Consider the following 18,916-nt stretch of genomic DNA (forward strand, 5'->3'; position numbering starts at 1 on the left):
GCGGTTTAGGATATTTGTCAATCAGGTTTTGGCCGGGATGCGGAAAGAAACGGTTGTCCCGTGGTCTTCCACGCTGAAGATAGTTAAAGTGGTCCCATAGAAGCGCAGCAACCTGCGGCTGATATTGGTCAAACCAACTCCCCGGGTTTCGGATTTTGCATGGATCAAATCCTTCAGGACGGAAGCGGGGATACCGACACCGTTATCTATGACTTCTACCTGAATGCAGTCTTCAGAGTGTGTCAGAGACAAAGAGACCTTTCCGCCCTGGCTTCTCTTCAGCAAGCCATGCCGGATTGAATTTTCAACGATGGGCTGGATCATGAGGGGAAGAATGGAGAAATTTAACACAGAGGGCTCAACGGCGTACTCCACTTCAAGCTGACTGCCGAACCTGGCTTCTTCAATAGCTACATAGGCTTTGACCAGTCTAAGTTCCTTTTCGACGGTAACCAGGGAAGCTGTGCTGGAGAAATCAAAGCTGCTCCTTAAAAAAACCCCCAATTCGGCAAGCAGCTCCCCTGCCTTGCCGGGATTGGTATAACAAAAAGAGTAGATGGTATTCAGAGCATTGAATAGAAAATGAGGTCTGATTTGGGCCTGCAGAAAAGCGGTTTCTTTTTTCAGCAGCAGATCCATAGAATTTTTCAACTGGACAAGGGTGCTGACGCGGCACTTAAGCTCCCTGACTTCAAAGGGTTTTTCGATAAAATCGTTGGCACCCGCTCGAAAACCCGCCTCCATATCCTCCGGTAAGGCCTTGGCAGTAAGGAGCAGGATCGGCAGTTCGAGGGGGGAATAGGTTTCCCTGATTTTTCGGCAAACTTCATAGCCGCTGATACCCGGCATCATAACATCAAGAATGCAGAGATCGTAGTGAAAGGCTCCTTTAAGGAGATGCAGCGCCGCTTCTCCGTTGATCGCCACGGTCACATTGTATTGATTGAGGGTCAGGATATTCATCAGGGCTTTTAGATTGGAGAACTCATCATCAACGACAAGAATAGAGAATTCTCCTCCCACATGAACTGTCTGGGGAAGAGCTTCAGTGGCTAAGGATTCAGACCCGTCGTATCCCACATAGTCCCCCGGCAATGATCTCTGGGGTTTATTGTCTTTGGCAAGAGGTATTGAGAAGGTGAAGGAGGTTCCCTGACCAGGCTCGGAACGGGCAACGATCTGTCCCCCATGCAGTTCAATCAGCTGTTGGGTTATGGTCAGCCCCAACCCTATTCCTCTTTGGTTGGCCGATTGTTCCCCCAGCTGTTCATAGGGGGCAAAAATGTCTTTGAGCTTGTCGGCGGGGATGCCGATGCCTGTATCGCTGACCTGGATCCATAGAAACCCTCCATCCTGCCGGCAGCTGAGAGAAATGCTCCCCAGCTCTGTGTATTTAAGGCTATTATCCAGCAAATTGGAGAAGATCTGCTTTAACCGGTTCTCATCCGCCCAAATCAAGTGCTGATTGGGCGGTATTTTATTTTCCAGGGTGATGGGTCTTCCTTTGATCAAATAACGGAAAATATCCACCGTCGATTCGGCAACCTGGTGCACGTCCAGACAAACAATATGCAATTGAATGTCCATGACCTTTAACTTAGAATAATCCAGAATATCATAAACCAGGGTGGAGAGCCGTTTGCCGATGCTGGTGATCAAGCGGATATCTTCGGCCTGGGCCCGGCTTAAGCTGCCTCCCGCGCCATCCAGAAGGGACTGGGAAATATTGATGATGCCATTTAAGGGCGTTTTCAGCTCATGGGAGGTCTTGGCCAGGAAATCATCTTTCAATTTATCTAAAACCACCAGCCGGTCACTGAGTTTTTCAATGGTTTTGAAGGAGTTCTCATATTTTTCGGACATGTACAAGGCTAAAGACAAAACAAAAATCGGCTGAAAAACGGGAAGGAACAGATTGGATTCCCAGAGCAGAATAAAATTAGCGAGGATGGTCAGCAAGTGAATCAGGGAGCTCACTACAGCGGAAAAAAGATAATAACGGCCCTCGCTGCCACCCTTGGTGTTCTTGGCGAGAAGGGCAATAAGTAAAAAAAGTACATAAATCTGACCGACCAAAGCAACCGTATAGATATATCCCCATAAGTAAAAATCGGTGAACCAGTCCAGCAAGATAAAAAATAGGGTTATACCATCGATAATCAGGTTAGCCCGGCGGGAAGAACCGCCTTCTTGAGCGTGATAGAGAAATTTGATCAGGGCATAAAGACATAAAGTATAGGAAATGATCAGAATTTTTAAGGAGGTATTATACGATAAAGCAGGGAGTGCATAATTTAGTAGTGCTTCCGAACGAACAGAAGCCTGGAGTGATGAAACCAAGCAATAAAGGGCAAAAAACAGGATCTCGGCGCTCTTTTTTCTTTGCAGGCCTAAACCGAAGAAGTAAAGGGCCAGAAAAGACATTCCGGATATGAGGGATATATCAAGGAAAGAGTCATACATCCGCAGGGCGGCAATGGATTTTTGATCGCCAAAGTGAATTTCATAAAGGATGCCGCTGTTGACATAAGAAAAGTCAGCCGCCTGAACAAGGATTTCTACCTCGCCGTCATCTGTTTGGAAGTAGCCGGTATCTGCATAATATTTATGGACGGTGGTTTCAGGTGAGTTTCCAGGGCTGCCGCATTCCAGAATAAGCTGATCATCGGCAAATATTCTGGCGGAGGCGGATATGCAGGTGATTTTAATCCCGAAGTTTCCTCCCTCGGCAGGAAGCAGGATTCTCAGACGATAGGTGGCGCTTCCCTGAGGGGGTAAATGCTCCCCTTCTATTTGATAAGAACCCCAACTGGCGGGAACATTTTGAATGGTTTTGCCTGAGGGTTCCTGGTTTTTAAAGTCTTCGGGAGTCAGAAGCTGCCCGAAATAAAACTCCCATTCACCGCTCAATTTTACAGTTTTGTCGCGCACTCCGTTATAATCCCTTAGATCCAGGGTGCCTTTTACGGCTTTGGGGATATCGGACAGGGAGAGGCGGAAGAGCGGTACAGCAAGACTGGCAGCCATGATCAGCAACATGATGACGAAAAAGGACTTTTGCATGTTGGTATTGTTCATAATAGAGAATCCTTCCGAGTTAGTAGCCTTTTCTCTTATTCTATATAAAGCGGGAAGATTTTTATAGTCATTTTTACGACAATTTTAAATGTTTTACTTTTAAGGAATTGTTCAGAAAATGTTCAGACTCCTTTGTTAAAATAATAATTAATTTTTAAATTATTTAAATTAAAATGATTAGTTCGCATCAAAGGAGAGGCGTTTATGAAAATCCACAGTTTGTCAGGGAAGATATCGGTGTTAATGGCGGGATGTGTGGCGGTTTTTACTATAGCGGTTTACTTTATCATTTCCTTAACAGTGGAAAGTGTTATTAACCAAAATATTGAGGATGAGGTAAGGGCCAAGGCCCTTGTTTTAAGCGAAGAACTCCAGAATAGGCAGCAAAGAGCTTTAAATGCCACGGAATTATTGACAGGATCCCCTGGGCTGCTCGAGGCGATTCGAACCGGGAACCGCCAAGGGGCGCTGGCCATCGGTCAACAGGCGTTAAAAACATTGGAGCTTGATTTTTTGGTGGTTACCGACCAAGAAGGAAAGGTATTTGTGCGGACTCATGAGCCGGAAAAATACGGGGACAGTATTATTGACCAGGTCAATATTCAGAAGGCCCTGCAAGGGGAGGCCTCTGTCGGCATTGAAGAAGGGACGTCGATAAACTATTCAATCCGGGCCGGTGCGCCCCTGCAGGATGAGGAAGGCCGTATTTACGGTGCCGTATCCCTGGGATATGCTCTTTCAGAAAATGACTATGTGGATGCGCAAAAGAAAATCTTCAATTGTGATGTGACAGTATTTTTAGGCGATGAGAGAATTGCGACGACGATTATGAGCAAAAACGGCACTCGTCTCGTCGGCACCAAAATGGAAGATCAAAGGATTATCGATACCGTTTTGAAGCAAGGAAAAGCTTATTATGGCTCAACGACTATTAACGGTTCAAAGTATTTTGTCGGTTATACACCCCTTGCTGATGTTACAGGAAAAGTCAGCGGGATGCTTTTTCTTGGACAAAGCTATAATATGGCCGCGATGCTGAGCCAAAAGCTGATCATGAATCAGGCGGTTTTTATGGCCGTTTTAGGAGTCTTTATGGGTTTTTGCGTGGTATTTATGTTTCGGATTATGATCCTCCGCAAGATTAAGGCCATCACTGCCATGCTCAAAGACATCGCTGAGGGAGAAGGGGACCTGACCAAACGGGTGGCGGTTTCAGCTCAAGATGAAATCGGGGAGATGTCCGATTACTTTAATTTATTCATAGAAAATATCCATGAAGTGGTTAAGGGAATCATTGCGGAAACGAATAAGGTCAATACGGCGATCCTTGCCTCCCATCGAAATATAGGGGTTCTCACGGGTGAGTTGGAAAACGCGGCGGCAACCGTGCAGGAATTGTCGGCCGGGATGGAGGAAACGGCCTCCTCTACGGAAGAAATAACCGCAACCTCCACTGAAATTGCCAGTGCGGTGGAAGTCGTAGCCATAAAAGCTCAGGAAGGAGCCTTATCCGCTCATGAAATCAGCTCGAAAGCGGTCTCCTTAAAGGACAATGCTTTCGAACTGCAGGCCGAGGCGGATCAGACTCGTTCAGCTATCAAGCAAACGATGGATGCCGCCTTGGCAAAAACCACGGAAGTGGCCAAAATTAAAAGTTTATCCGAGGTTATTTTGCAGATAGCTGTGCAAACCAACCTATTGGCTTTAAATGCGGCTATTGAATCAGCTAGGGCCGGCGAAGCCGGGAAGGGTTTTTCGGTGGTTTCGGAAGAGATACGAAAATTAGCGGAAAACTCCCAGAATACGGTGAAAGAAATTCAAGATACCTTAGGAGTTATTTTTGAAGTGGTGGAGAACCTGGCGGATACCTCCAGGCAGATGCTGGTATACATTGACACCAAAGTGGTTGAAAACTATAAGGAATCCGTCCTGGTGGGGGAAAACTATGATCATGACGCCCAAACCATTGATGGGTGGGCTGGAGAACTAAGCGCCACTTCCCAGGAGCTGCTTGCTTCAATTAAAACGGTAGCGGACGGAATTGCCGAGATAGCTAGAGCCACGGAATCCGGGTCCGAAAGAACGGCTCATGTCGCCGCTCAAGTGGCCATGCTCAAAGATAAGGCTAACGAAATCAAAACGGAGACGGATAGCGTTAAAGACAGTGCGGATAATCTGCAGGCTTTAGTAAGGAAATTTAAAATATAAATTCAAGGGATAATCTGCTGCTGGCTTGAGTGGGAGGCGGATAAGCTCAGGTCGGCAAGGGGGTGCGGATAATGGACGCTTTTCTGGCGAGACAGCCTATTTTTGACAGAGGCCTGAAAATCTACGGCTATGAACTTTTGTACAGACAGAGCCGTGATAATTTTTTCTCCGGCATTGACGACGACCAGGCCACCGCCGAATTAATTTACAACACCTTTCTTGTCATGGGACTCCAGGATTTGACTGATGGCAGCAATGCCTTTATCAATTTCTCAAAAAAGCTGATTGACAGTGATATTCCTTTCTTGCTGCCCAAGGAAAATATTGTGGTGGAAATTCTGGAACGGGACCAAGTCACTCCGGCTACGGTAGAGGCCTGCAAAAAGATGAAGGCTATGGGCTATAAGCTGGCTCTCGATGATTTTGTAGCCGATCAAAACAATCTGCCTTTAATCGAAATGGCTGATATTATTAAGATAGAATTTCCGGCTGTCAGTAAAAATGAACAATCCAGCCTGATGAAACGCTGCGGTAAAAATGTAAAGTTTTTAGCCGAGAAGATTGAAACCAGGGAAGAGTTCAGACAAGCGGCGGCTATGGGCTATGACCTGTTTCAGGGGTACTTTTTCAGTAAGCCCGCCATAATCCAGTCCAAAGAGGTGGTAACCCTTAACGTCAACCTTTTTAGTGTTCTTGAAGAGCTGAATTCAGCGGAGCCCAGTTATGGAGTTATGGCCAATATTATAAAAAGTGATTTAGGGCTTTCCTATAAACTATTGAAGTTGGCTAATTCGGTGTATATGGGTTCAAAAAATAAGATTCAGTCCATTCCTCACGCGTTATCCTTTATCGGGATTAAAGAAATGCATCAATGGATTGCCCTGATGCTGTTAAAGGATATGCAGAATGTTGAAAATGCCGAATTGATTAAGCAGTCCCTGATCCGAGGAAAATTCATGGAACTCCTTGCCTCAGAACTTTACCCTCAGAGTGAAAGTTCCGGTTTTTTCTTCACAGGGATCTTCTCTGCCATTGATGTATTGCTCAACAGTCCGATGGAACAGGTGTTAAAGGGGCTTCCCCTATCCATACAGGTTAAACAGGCCTTGCTGGGGGCCGAAAATGAGCAACGGCAACTGTTGAATTTTGTGACGGCTTGGGAAAAAGGTCACTGGGAAAAAGCTGCGGATCGGTATACCATGTCGCGAAAGTTTATGGAGCTGTATTTTGAAGCCTTGAAATGGACACAAAAACTGAATTACTGATGGGCTTTCCGGAAAACAAACAGGGGCTGTTCCTTAAAAGGAGCAGCCCCTTTATATGATCAGGGGCATTCCCTCCAGAAAAATTTCCTTATAAGTCCTCCCGATTATTGTTTTGGAGACAAATTTGGTATAATCTACTTGGTGGCAAGGGGTTCCCGGAAAATAATTTTCCGGGAAGGACATAAAACTGCAAAAAAAGAAATATTTCTCCTTGACAATAGTAGATAATCTTGGTATCCTTAGTAATTGTTACTGTACATAAAATGGACGAATTATCCAGACTATTCCAAACAGTAACTTAGGATGCCGATAGAACTTTCGATCGGATCGTACTAAAGGTGACGATGGGGAGATTGTCATTTGATTAATTTGATCACGCAAGAGGGATCTCCATAAACGACGAAGCGAGGTTTTGCATATGAGGCCTTGCTTTTGGCTGTTTATGTCATAATACTATCCTCGGGGCGAGGACATCACACTTGAGGGGTGAAGCGTACATGTTCTATCCTGTTAAGGTAGGGACGCGGGAACGCTGGAGTTATTCCAGAATTCGAGAAGTTCTCGACATGCCAAATCTAATCGAAATTCAGCAAAACTCTTATCAGTGGTTTCTTGATGAAGGGTTAAGGGAAATGTTCAGGGATATTTCCCCCATTCAAGATTTCACAGGCAACCTTGTATTGGAATTTATCGACTATAGTTTAGGAGAGCCTAAATACGAGGTGGAAGAGTGTAAGGAACGCGACGTAACGTATGCGGCACCTCTGCGGGTTAAAGTTCGTCTCATTAATAAAGAGACAGGGGAAGTGAAGGAACAAGAGGTCTTCATGGGTGATTTTCCCTTGATGACCACCAAAGGAACCTTCATTATTAACGGAGCAGAACGGGTTATCGTCAGTCAGCTGGTTCGTTCTCCCGGTGTTTACTATTCCGAAAGCATCGACCCCAGCGGGAAGAAAGTCTTCGGAGCGACGGTTATTCCTAACCGTGGAGCTTGGTTAGAGTTTGAAACGGACGTTAATGATAATATTTTTGTTCGTGTGGATAGAACTCGTAAACTTCCAGCCACCGTATTGATTCGGGCTTTGGGTTATGCTACCAATGGGCAGATTGCCGAGCTTTTCGATGATAACGAGCATATCCGTATTACCCTGGAGCGGGATAATACGGAGTCGGCAGAGGAAGCCCTGGTGGAAATCTACAAGCGTCTGCGCCCGGGAGAACCTCCCACTGTGGACAGTGCGCGCTCTCTATTAGAAGCATTATTTTTTGATCCCAAGCGTTATGATCTGGCTAAAGTAGGCCGCTATAAACTCAATAAAAAGCTGAAGCTCAGTGTTCCTACTGATGTGCATCATTTGACCAAGGAAGATATCGTGGCTTCCCTGCGGCAAATGCTGACCCTGATGAGCGGAGAAGGACATAAGGATGATATCGATCATCTGGGCAATCGCCGCCTTCGTTCCGTGGGAGAGCTGCTGCAGAACCAATTCCGGATCGGTTTATCCCGTATGGAGCGGGTGGTCCGGGAACGGATGACTATTCAGGATGTGGATGTGATCACGCCTCAGGTTCTGATCAATATCCGTCCTGTAGTGGCTGCCATTAAGGAATTCTTCGGCAGCAGTCAGTTGTCCCAATTTATGGACCAAACCAATCCTTTGGCTGAACTGACCCATAAGCGCCGTCTCAGTGCCCTGGGACCCGGTGGTCTAAGCCGTGAACGGGCCGGCTTTGAGGTGCGTGACGTTCACCACTCTCACTATGGCCGGATGTGCCCCATCGAGACTCCTGAAGGTCCCAACATCGGTTTGATCGGCTCCTTAAGCACCTATGGCCGGATTAATCCCTATGGATTTATTGAAGCTCCTTACCGTAAAGTGAACAATGGTCAGGTTACGGATCAGATCGATTACCTGACCGCCGACGAAGAAGAGAAATTCGTCGTAGCTCAGGCCAATGCTCCTTTGACGGATGACGGGCATTTCATTGAAGAGAAGATCGATGGACGTCATGGTCCCGACTTCGTTTTGGTGGCGCCGGAGCGGATTGACTACATGGACGTTTCTCCGAAACAAATGGTATCCATCGCGACGGCCTTAATTCCCTTCCTGGAGCACGACGACGCCAACCGTGCTTTGATGGGCGCTAACATGCAGCGGCAGGCTGTGCCCCTTTTGCGCACCGATGCTCCCTATGTGGGAACAGGGATGGAGTACAAAGCGGCCAAGGATTCCGGAGTCTGTGTCTTAGCTTCTAAAGACGGCACTGTGGAGCGGGCTACAGCCGAGGATATCATCATCCGTCATGACGACGGAACCCTGGAGAAGCATAAACTCTTAAAGTACCTGCGCTCCAACCAGGGAACCTGTATCAATCAACGTCCCATCGTGATGAAGAATGAGCGGGTGGAAGCAGGTCAGATCATCGCTGACGGTCCATCTACGGATCATGGTGAGCTGGCTCTTGGCCGCAACGTTTTGATCGCTTTTATGACCTGGGAAGGTTATAACTATGAGGATGCTATTCTGATCAGCGAAAAGCTGGTTAAGGAAGATTACTATACCTCCATCCACATTGAAGAGTATGAAGCCGATGCCCGGGACACTAAACTGGGACCGGAAGAAATTACCCGGGATATTCCTAACGTCGGGGAAGATGTGCTGAAAGATTTGGATGAGCGGGGAATTATCCGCATCGGTGCGGAAGTCAGCACCGGGGATATCCTGGTGGGTAAAGTTACTCCGAAAGGTGAAACGGAGCTTACCGCGGAAGAGCGCCTTCTCAGAGCCATTTTCGGCGAAAAAGCCCGGGAAGTGCGGGATACCTCTCTGCGTGTACCTCACGGGGAAGCCGGCAAGATCGTGGATGTCAAAGTCTTTACCCGGGAAAACGGGGATGAGCTGGCCCCTGGAGTCAACGAGCTGGTACGGGTCTATATCGCTCAAAAACGGAAAATCTCCGTTGGGGATAAAATGGCCGGCCGCCACGGCAACAAAGGGGTTATCTCCCGCATTATGAAGCAGGAAGATATGCCTTTCCTGCCTGACGGAACTCCGGTGGAAATCGTCTTGAACCCCCTGGGTGTTCCTTCCCGGATGAACATCGGTCAGGTTATGGAAACCCATTTAGGCTGGGCGGCGAAAGCTCTCGGACTTCGTTTGGCCACACCGGTCTTTGACGGAGCACAGGAAGAGGATGTCTTTGCCACCCTTAGAAAAGCCGGACTTCCAGAGACAGGCAAAACCGTACTTTACGACGGACGGACGGGAGATCCCTTTGATAATAAGATTACCGTCGGCTATATGTACTTCCTGAAGCTCCACCATCTGGTGGACGACAAGATTCATGCCCGGTCCACCGGACCCTACAGCTTGGTTACACAGCAGCCCTTGGGCGGTAAAGCCCAATTCGGCGGTCAGCGTTTCGGGGAGATGGAGGTTTGGGCTCTGGAGGCTTATGGAGCAGCCTATACTCTCCAGGAGATTCTTACCGTCAAGTCTGACGATGTGGTGGGACGGGTCAAGACTTATGAAGCCATTGTTAAAGGTGAAAACATCCCTGAACCGGGAGTTCCGGAATCTTTTAAGGTTCTCATCAAAGAGTTGCAAAGCTTAGGGCTTGATGTCCGCGTGCTTTCTGAAAACGACGAAGAAATTGAAATCCGTGAAATCGATGAGGATGTGACCGAGACGGCGAAAGAGCTGGGCATCGATCTTCATGAAGACCTCCCGGCGCCTGTCATCCATGAAGCCGGTGAAGGTGAGGATGATGAGTACTTCGAAGAGGACGAAGAAGCTGTTGATGATGAGCCGATGACCTTTGATGATGACGATATGGAATAGACCCGGGTGAAAGGAGAGAGAACCGTGCTAGACGTCAACAATTTTGACCGGATGCGTATTGGTTTGGCTTCTCCGACGATGATCCGTGAGTGGTCTCATGGAGAAGTCAGGAAGCCGGAAACGATTAACTATAGAACCCTGAAACCGGAGCGGGAAGGACTCTTTTGCGAAAAGATCTTTGGACCAACCCGTGACTGGGAGTGCCATTGCGGCAAATACAAACGGGTTCGCTATAAAGGCATTGTCTGTGACCGCTGCGGTGTGGAGGTCACCCGTTCCAAGGTGCGTAGAGAGCGCATGGGCCATATCGAACTGGCGGCTCCAGTATCGCATATCTGGTACTTCAAGGGTATTCCCAGCCGGATGGGTCTTCTCCTGGATATGTCTCCCCGTTCCCTGGAAAAGGTTCTTTATTTCGTATCCTACATCGTTACCGATGCCGGGGATACCTCGTTAATGAAAAAACAACTCCTGACGGAAACCGAATACCGGGAATACCGTGATAAATACGGCAGCCGCTTCAAAGCCAGCATGGGTGCGGAAGCGATTAAGATGCTTCTTGAGGAAATGGACCTGGATAAGCTTAATGACGAGCTCCGGGTTGAATTGAAAGAGGTTTCCGGTCAAAGGAAAATCAGGGCCATCCGCCGCCTGGAAGTGGTGGAAGCCTTTAAGGAATCCGGTAACCGTCCTGAGTGGATGATTATGGACGTGGTTCCCGTCATTCCGCCGGAGCTCCGCCCTATGGTGCAGCTGGATGGCGGGCGGTTTGCCACCTCCGACCTCAATGACCTTTACCGTCGGGTGATCAACAGAAATAACCGTCTCAAGCGTCTTTTGGATCTGGGAGCGCCGGATATCATTGTCCGCAACGAAAAACGGATGCTCCAGGAGGCCGTGGATGCCTTGATCGACAATGGCCGGCGGGGACGTCCCGTTACCGGCCCCGGTAACCGTCCTTTAAAATCCTTGAGTGATATGCTCAAAGGCAAGCAAGGGCGTTTCCGGCAAAACCTGCTGGGTAAACGGGTTGATTATTCCGGTCGTTCCGTTATTGTGGTCGGACCCAACCTGAGACTTCATCAATGCGGTCTGCCTAAAGAAATGGCCTTGGAGCTTTTCAAGCCCTTCGTCATGAAAAAACTGGTCAAGGAAGGCCATGCCCATAATATCAAGAGCGCCAAGCGGATGGTGGAAAGGGTTCGTTCTGAAGTCTGGGACGTTTTGGAAGAAGTGATCACCGAGCATCCTGTGCTGCTGAACCGGGCGCCAACCCTTCACCGCTTAGGGATTCAGGCTTTTGAGCCTGTTCTGGTTGAAGGGCGTGCCCTGCAGATCCATCCTTTAGTCTGTACCGCTTACAATGCGGACTTCGACGGGGACCAAATGGCTGTTCACGTACCCCTCTCCGCAGAAGCTCAGGCTGAAGCAAGATTGCTGATGCTCTCCGCTCATAATATTTTGAATCCTAAAGACGGCCGTCCCGTCGCTTCCCCCACACAGGACATGGTTTTAGGCTCCTACTACCTGACCATGGAACGTCCGGGAGCGCTGGGGGAAGGCAAGATCTTTAAGAATCGGGATGAAGCGGTTCTGGCCTATGATACCAAGCAGGCAAACCTCCAGGCGATGATTAAAGTCCGCCAACCTAATGGTGAACTTTTGGAAACCACCATTGGCAGGCTTATCTTTAATTCGGTGATTCCACCGGAGGTAGGCTATATCAATGAAGTGGCCGGGAAAAAGGCCCTTAACAATATCGTTGCCAAATGCTACCGCCTCGGCGGCTATAAAGCAACGGCCCAGCTCCTGGACGGAATCAAGAGCTTAGGGTTTAAATACTCCACCCGTGCCGGGATGACCGTTGGTCTTGCCGATATTACCGTACCTGAAGAGAAGCGGCAGATTCTTGCCGATGCTGATGGCATGGTCAATAAAACGGAGCAGCAATTCCGCCGCGGTTTGATTACCGACGAAGAGCGGTATGAAAAAGTTATCGAGATCTGGACCAAAGCCACGGACACCGTGACCAAAGCCTTGATGCACTCCTTGGATAAATTCAATCCGGTGTACATGATGGCCACCTCCGGTGCCCGGGGTAATATTCAGCAGCTTCGTCAGCTGGCCGGGATGCGGGGACTGATGGCGGATCCTTCGGGACGAACCATCGAGTTGCCCATTAAGGCTAACTTCCGTGAAGGCCTCACCGTTTTGGAGTATTTCATCTCCTCCCACGGAGCGCGGAAAGGTCTGGCCGATACGGCACTGCGGACCGCCGACTCCGGTTATCTTACCCGCCGTCTTGTGGACGTATCTCAGGATGTCATTGTCCGGGATGAAGATTGCGGTACGACCCAGGGTATTATGGTGGATGATGTCAAGGATGGTCCGGAAGTCATCGAAAAACTGGAAGAACGTCTCGTGGGCCGCTTCCTTTTGGAAGATTTAAAGCATCCTGAGACCGGGGAAATCCTGGCTACTGCCGACAACGAGATTACGGAAGAACAAGCCCATGATATCGCTGCTGTTTATGATAATGTCACCATTCGTTCTGTCCTCACTTGCAAAACCCGCTACGGGGTGTGCCGCAAGTGCTACGGACGGAATCTGGCCACAGGCCATCATGTGGAGATGGGAGAAGCCGTGGGCATCATTGCTGCCCAATCCATCGGTGAGCCGGGAACTCAGCTGACCATGCGGACCTTCCATACCGGTGGTGTGGCCGGGGACGATATCACCCAAGGTTTGCCCCGTGTTGAGGAACTTTTTGAAGCACGCAAACCTAAAGGCCAGGCCATCATTTCGGAAAATGACGGTGTGGTCGCCATCCGCGAAGTCAAAGGCCGCCGGGAAGTGGATGTTATCAGTGATACGGAAGAACGGATGACCTATACGATACCCTATGGCTCCCGCTTGAAGGTTCGGGAAGGTCACCGGATTGAAGCCGGCGATGAACTGACTGAAGGAAGCATCAATCCCCATGATATGCTTAAGGTTAAGGGAATCCGCGGTGTCCAGGTTTATCTCCTGGGTGAAGTGCAAAGAGTTTACCGTCTGCAGGGTGTGGATATTAACGATAAACATATTGAGGTTATGGTTCGCCAGATGCTCCGCAAGGTTAAAGTGGAAGAGGCCGGTGATACCACCCTCTTACCCGGCGGCTTGATTGATGTCTTTGATTTCGAAGAAGAGAACACCAAGGTGATTGCCGCCGGCGGTGAGCCTGCAGTAGCAAGACCGGTACTTCTGGGCATTACCAAAGCCTCCCTGGCTACGGACTCCTTCCTTTCTGCGGCATCCTTCCAGGAAACAACCCGTGTTCTCACGGAGGCAGCCATCAAAGGAAAGGTCGATCCTCTGCTGGGACTCAAGGAAAACGTCATCATCGGGAAGCTCATTCCGGCGGGTACAGGAATGTCCCGTTACCGGAATGTAAAAGTTATTAATCTTGATGAAGAGCAAGTTGAAAATCTTGACAGTGTAAATCCATGATGATAAAATACTATAGTGTGATTTAACGATTATGGGAAAAATATGTAGTTTTTTCACCAATCAATGTTGCTCTTTGAGGAGGAAAGCATATTAATGCTTGATGAAGCCTTAAAAAAATCCAAAAACAGGACCGTGGGAGTCAAGCAAACTCTGCGGGCCCTGGAAAAAGAGAGTTTAATCTGTGTCTATGTGGCTAAGGATGCGGAAAGCCATGTGCTTCGCCCCATCCTTGAACAGTGCCGGAACAAAAGGATTCAAGTTCAGGAAGTTCAGACGATGCTTGAGCTGGGCAAAGCCTGCGGGATTGAAGTAGGCGCTGCTGTAGCGGCCCTGTTATCCGAATAGACAGGAAGCTCCGAAATGTGTTAGTTTTGGGGATTGCTTGCTTTATGCTGAAGCAAGCAATTCCTTTGATATGTTCTTTCTTGGGAAGGAGGTGTAGTTATGCCGACGATTAATCAATTGATTCGCAATGGCCGTTCGAAGATTGCAAAGAAATCAACAGCTCCAGCTATGCAATGGGGCTATAACTCTTTACAACGCAAGCAATTCGCCTCTGGGGGATCACCTCAAAAGCGTGGGGTTTGCACCAGGGTTTACACGACAACTCCAAAGAAGCCGAACTCTGCTCTCCGTAAAGTTGCCCGTGTGCGTTTAACCAATACGATTGAAGTATCATCATACATCCCAGGCATCGGGCACAACCTGCAGGAGCACAGTGTTGTTCTTGTCCGTGGCGGCCGTGTTAAAGACCTTCCGGGTGTTCGTTACCACATCGTTCGTGGGGCCCTTGATACTCAAGGTGTTCAGAAACGGATGCAAGCTCGTTCCAAATACGGTGCCAAACGTCCTAAGAAAGGGAAGTAAGCCGTAAGTAACGAGGGGAATACGAATTGCGCTGTAAAGGAGGGAAATGATTTGCCACGTAAAGGTTATATTGCTAAACGTGAGATTCTGCCGGATCCGATTTATAAGAACCGGGTGCTGACCAAATTTATCAACCAAATTATGTTGGATGGTAAAAAAGGCACTGCAGAATCCATTTGCTATAATGCATTTGAGCTCATTCAAGAGAAGACCGGTAAAGATCCAATTGAAGTGTTCGAAACCGCTCTCAAGAATGTGATGCCTGTATTGGAGGTAAAAGCACGCCGTGTCGGCGGCGCCAACTACCAAGTACCCATCGAAGTTCGCACCGATCGCCGTCAAACCTTGGGCTTGCGCTGGCTTGTAGGCTATGCCCGCAAACGCAGTGAAAAGACCATGGAAGAGAGGATCGCAGGTGAACTGATGGATGCAGCCAACAACACCGGCGGCTCTATTAAGAAAAAAGAAGACACTCATAAGATGGCCGAAGCCAATAAGGCTTTTGCGCATTACCGTTGGTAGGATGATCAAAGCGTATGCTTAAAATCATTCACAATGGGGAATGACTACGGCAGAAAGGGGGATTATCAGTGGCAAGGCAATTTCCATTAGAGAAAACGCGGAATATCGGGATTATGGCCCATATTGATGCGGGTAAAACGACCACGACCGAGCGTATTTTGTTCTACACCGGGCGTGTTCATAAGATCGGGGAAGTTCACGATGGAGCAGCAACCATGGACTGGATGGTTCAGGAGCAGGAGCGTGGGATTACCATTACTTCTGCAGCGACGACAGCCCAATGGAAAGGCCATCGTATTAACATCATCGATACACCAGGGCACGTGGACTTTACCGTCGAGGTAGAGCGCAGCTTGCGTGTACTTGACGGAGCTGTAGCAGTGTTCTGCTCTGTCGGCGGTGTTGAGCCTCAATCTGAAACAGTATGGCGGCAGGCGGACAAGTACGGTGTACCCCGTATCGCCTATATTAACAAAATGGATCGTATGGGTGCAGATTTCTTCCGGGGAGTATCTATGATTGCTGACCGGTTAGGTGCAAACCCTGTACCGATCCAAATTCCGATTGGCGCAGAGGATCAATTCAAAGGAATTATTGACCTCGTAACCATGAAGGCTATGATCTATACGGACGATTTAGGCACCACCAGCGACGTTGCCGATATCCCCGGAGACTTAGTCGACCAAGCCAATGAATATCGTGAGAAGCTTCTGGAAGCAGTTGCTGATACAGATGAAGAGCTCATGATGAAATATCTCGAAGGTGAAGAACTGACCGAAGAAGAGATTCGTAACGGAATCCGTAAAGGAACAATTGGGCTGAAGTTTATCCCAGTGGTCTGTGGCTCTTCGTTCAAGAATAAAGGGGTGCAACCACTACTTGATGCGGTTGTAGAGTATATGCCAGCCCCAACTGATGTACCGAATATTAAAGGGGTGCATCCGGAGACCGGTGAAGCTGATGAACGCCATTCCAGCGACAAAGATCCGTTCTCTGCCTTGGCCTTTAAGATCATGGCTGACCCTTACGTGGGTAAATTGGCATTTTTCCGGGTATACTCGGGAGTCCTGGGTTCGGGATCCTATGTTTACAACTCAACCAAAGGCAAACGGGAGAGAATCGGCCGGATTCTCCAAATGCATGCCAACCACCGGGAAGAGATTCCCGAGGTCTATGCAGGAGATATCGCCGCAGCTGTGGGCTTAAAAGATACCACCACCGGGGATACCCTCTGTGATGACAAAGCCCCCATCATTCTCGAATCCATGCAATTCCCTGATCCTGTCATCAACGTGGCCATTGAGCCCAAGACGAAACAGGACCAGGAGAAGATGGGTACCGCTCTGGCTCGTTTGGCTGAGGAAGATCCCACCTTTAAAATGCATACCGACCAGGATAGCGGGCAAACCATCATCGAAGGAATGGGTGAGCTTCACCTGGAAATCATCGTTGACCGTTTGCAGCGTGAATTTAAAGTCGAGTGCAATGTGGGACGTCCTCAGGTTGCTTACAAAGAAACCATCCGCCGTGCTGTTAAATCTGAGGGTAAGTTCGTTCGTCAATCCGGTGGACGTGGACAATACGGACACTGCTGGATCGAGATTGAACCTCTGGAGCAAGGCAGTGGTTTCGAGTTCGTCAACAAAATCGTGGGTGGCGTGATTCCCAGGGAATATATCGCTCCCATCGGTCAGGGGATCGAAGAAGCCATGCAAAATGGTATCCAGGCAGGCTATCCTGTGATGGATATCCGGGCTACAGTCTATGACGGTTCTTACCATGATGTAGACTCTTCCGAAATGGCCTTTAAGATCGCCGGCTCTATGGCCTTCAAGGCTGGTGCGGCGAAAGCTGATCCTGCTATCATCGAGCCCGTTATGAAGGTAGAGGTTACTGTACCTGAGGAGTATATGGGTGAGGTTATTGGCGATATGAACTCCCGTCGGGGACGGATTGAGGGCATGGAAGCCACAGGAACAGCACAAATCGTTCGCGGGTTTGTCCCGCTTTCCGAAATGTTTGGCTATGCCACCGACCTTCGTTCCAAGACCCAAGGGCGCGGTGTCTACGTCATGATGTTTGACCACTACGAGGAAGTGCCCAAGAATATCGCTGAAGGCATTGTTGCTAAACGCGCCGGCGCTTAATCTTAAGTCCATGGTTTACGGTGCGGGGTTCGAAGTTCAGGGATCTCCTTGTCAGCGGACCTCGCTCAAATAAAAGGAAACTTCTATTGCTTACTTTATTATTTAGAGGGAGTGAAAATTTAAAATGGCAAAGCAAAAATTCGAACGTACTAAACCCCACGTTAACGTTGGAACCATCGGTCACGTTGACCATGGTAAAACCACCTCTACTGCTGCTATCACCTTAGTTCTTTCCAAAGCCGGCGGCGCAGTAGCCCAAGCATTCGACCAAATCGACAAGGCTCCGGAAGAAAGAGAGCGTGGAATCACCATCTCCACTTCTCACGTTGAGTATGAAACCGCTAACCGCCACTATGCTCACGTTGACTGCCCAGGCCACGCCGACTATGTTAAAAACATGATCACCGGTGCTGCCCAAATGGATGGAGCTATCCTGGTTGTATCCGCTGCTGACGGCCCGATGCCCCAAACCCGTGAGCACATCCTCCTTGCCCGTCAAGTAGGTGTTCCTTACATCGTGGTTTGGTTGAACAAAGCCGACATGGTAGATGATCCGGAACTCATGGAACTGGTTGAAATGGAAATTCGTGAACTCCTCTCCGAGTACGAATTCCCTGGCGATGATATTCCCATCATTCCCGGTTCCGGCCTGAAAGCTCTCCAATGCGGTTGCGGATCCCGTGATTGTGAATGGTGCGGCAAGATCTGGAATCTGATGGATGCTGTTGACTCCTATATTCCAACTCCAGAGCGTGCTACCGACAAGCCTTTCCTTATGCCTGTGGAGGACGTATTCACCATTACCGGTCGTGGTACCGTTGCTACCGGTCGTGTCGAGCGCGGTGTGATTAAAGTCGGTGACGAGATTGAAATCGTTGGTTTGACAGAAGCTCCTCGCAAAACCGTTTGCACCGGCGTGGAAATGTTCCGCAAGCTCCTTGACCAAGCTCAAGCAGGGGACAACATCGGAGCTCTTCTCCGCGGTGTGGATCGTAAAGATATCGAACGCGGTCAAGTACTTGCTAAAACCGGTTCTATTAAACCTCACACCAAATTTACCGGCGAAGTTTTCGTACTGAGCAAAGAAGAAGGCGGACGTCATACCCCATTCTTCAACAACTACCGCCCTCAGTTCTACTTCCGTACAACCGACGTTACCGGTGTTGTAACCCTTCCTGAAGGAACGGAAATGGTTATGCCCGGAGACCGTGTTACCATCACTTGCGAAATTATCTCCCCTATCGCTATGGAAGAAGGACTTCGTTTCGCTATCCGTGAAGGTGGCCGTACTGTTGGAGCCGGCGTTGTTGTCAGCATCATCGAATAGTAGGCTTTAGTCCTTGGTATTATGCAGGCATAGACTTAGAGTCTATTGATAAAGGATGCCACAGATTCACTGTGGCATCCTGCCTCGTTTCCACTGCTGGGATGCTGTGGAAACATCTCTCGGGTCTCTGGTGCAGAAGGTTGCTGATGAAAGTGTCTCCGCTGC

Annotated in this window: 10 protein-coding genes; 9 read left to right on the forward strand and 1 reads right to left on the reverse strand. The window is 48.8% G+C overall.

The annotated features are described in order from the left end of the window. Window positions 1-21 precede the first annotated feature (21 nt). Complete coding sequence (locus DHAF_RS02145; RefSeq protein ID WP_011459091.1) at window positions 22-3,078, reverse strand: ATP-binding protein; 3,057 nt, start codon at window positions 3,076-3,078, stop codon at window positions 22-24. Between the two features lie 204 nt (window positions 3,079-3,282). Between DHAF_RS02145 and DHAF_RS02150 the strand changes: the two genes are divergently transcribed. From DHAF_RS02150 to tuf, 9 genes are all read left to right on the forward strand, one after another. Then, window positions 3,283-5,286 carry a methyl-accepting chemotaxis protein gene (locus tag DHAF_RS02150; protein ID WP_011459092.1) on the forward strand — a complete coding sequence of 668 codons (2,004 nt, stop codon included), beginning with the start codon at window positions 3,283-3,285 and terminating at the stop codon, window positions 5,284-5,286. A 71-nt stretch (window positions 5,287-5,357) separates the two neighbouring features. Then, window positions 5,358-6,551 carry an EAL and HDOD domain-containing protein gene (locus tag DHAF_RS02155; protein WP_005810182.1) on the forward strand — a complete coding sequence of 398 codons (1,194 nt, stop codon included), beginning with the start codon at window positions 5,358-5,360 and terminating at the stop codon, window positions 6,549-6,551. A gap of 497 nt (window positions 6,552-7,048) precedes the next feature. Continuing rightward, window positions 7,049-10,396 (forward strand): DNA-directed RNA polymerase subunit beta, encoded by a 3,348-nt coding sequence (gene rpoB, locus DHAF_RS02160; protein ID WP_015942749.1) that lies wholly within the window; start codon window positions 7,049-7,051, stop codon window positions 10,394-10,396. Between the two features lie 24 nt (window positions 10,397-10,420). Then, window positions 10,421-13,888, forward strand: coding sequence for a DNA-directed RNA polymerase subunit beta' (gene rpoC / locus DHAF_RS02165; RefSeq protein ID WP_015942750.1), 3,468 nt, complete (start codon window positions 10,421-10,423; stop codon window positions 13,886-13,888). Between the two features lie 93 nt (window positions 13,889-13,981). Next, the gene (locus DHAF_RS02170; RefSeq protein WP_011459096.1) at window positions 13,982-14,233 is read left to right on the forward strand and encodes a ribosomal L7Ae/L30e/S12e/Gadd45 family protein; all 252 of its coding nucleotides are present in this window, start codon (window positions 13,982-13,984) and stop codon (window positions 14,231-14,233) included. A 99-nt stretch (window positions 14,234-14,332) separates the two neighbouring features. Then, window positions 14,333-14,755 carry a 30S ribosomal protein S12 gene (rpsL, locus tag DHAF_RS02175; RefSeq protein WP_011459097.1) on the forward strand — a complete coding sequence of 141 codons (423 nt, stop codon included), beginning with the start codon at window positions 14,333-14,335 and terminating at the stop codon, window positions 14,753-14,755. Window positions 14,756-14,806: 51 nt separating this feature from the next. Next, window positions 14,807-15,277, forward strand: a complete 471-nt coding sequence (gene rpsG / locus DHAF_RS02180) for a 30S ribosomal protein S7 (protein WP_015942751.1) — start codon at window positions 14,807-14,809, stop codon at window positions 15,275-15,277. Window positions 15,278-15,345: 68 nt separating this feature from the next. Next, window positions 15,346-17,424: an elongation factor G gene (gene fusA, locus DHAF_RS02185; protein ID WP_015942752.1), complete on the forward strand. Its 2,079-nt coding sequence runs from the start codon at window positions 15,346-15,348 to the stop codon at window positions 17,422-17,424. Between the two features lie 124 nt (window positions 17,425-17,548). After that, entirely contained in the window at window positions 17,549-18,751 is a 1,203-nt protein-coding gene (tuf, locus tag DHAF_RS02190; RefSeq protein WP_005810165.1) for an elongation factor Tu, read from the forward strand. The last annotated feature ends 165 nt before the right edge of the window (window positions 18,752-18,916 follow it).

It is taken from the genome of Desulfitobacterium hafniense DCB-2, from assembly GCF_000021925.1.
Classification (GTDB): domain Bacteria; phylum Bacillota; class Desulfitobacteriia; order Desulfitobacteriales; family Desulfitobacteriaceae; genus Desulfitobacterium; species Desulfitobacterium hafniense.

Bases quoted from the DNA above. Each gene is read 5' to 3' on its own strand.
- rpoB (WP_015942749.1), top strand. From the start codon at position 7,049: ATGTTCTATCCTGTTAAGGTAGGGACGCGGGAACGCTGGAGTTATTCC.
- rpsL (WP_011459097.1), top strand. From the start codon at position 14,333: ATGCCGACGATTAATCAATTGATTCGCAATGGCCGTTCGAAGATTGCA.
- DHAF_RS02155 (WP_005810182.1), top strand. From the start codon at position 5,358: ATGGACGCTTTTCTGGCGAGACAGCCTATTTTTGACAGAGGCCTGAAA.
- DHAF_RS02145 (WP_011459091.1), bottom strand. From the start codon at position 3,078: ATGAACAATACCAACATGCAAAAGTCCTTTTTCGTCATCATGTTGCTG.
- tuf (WP_005810165.1), top strand. From the start codon at position 17,549: ATGGCAAAGCAAAAATTCGAACGTACTAAACCCCACGTTAACGTTGGA.
- DHAF_RS02170 (WP_011459096.1), top strand. From the start codon at position 13,982: ATGCTTGATGAAGCCTTAAAAAAATCCAAAAACAGGACCGTGGGAGTC.
- DHAF_RS02150 (WP_011459092.1), top strand. From the start codon at position 3,283: ATGAAAATCCACAGTTTGTCAGGGAAGATATCGGTGTTAATGGCGGGA.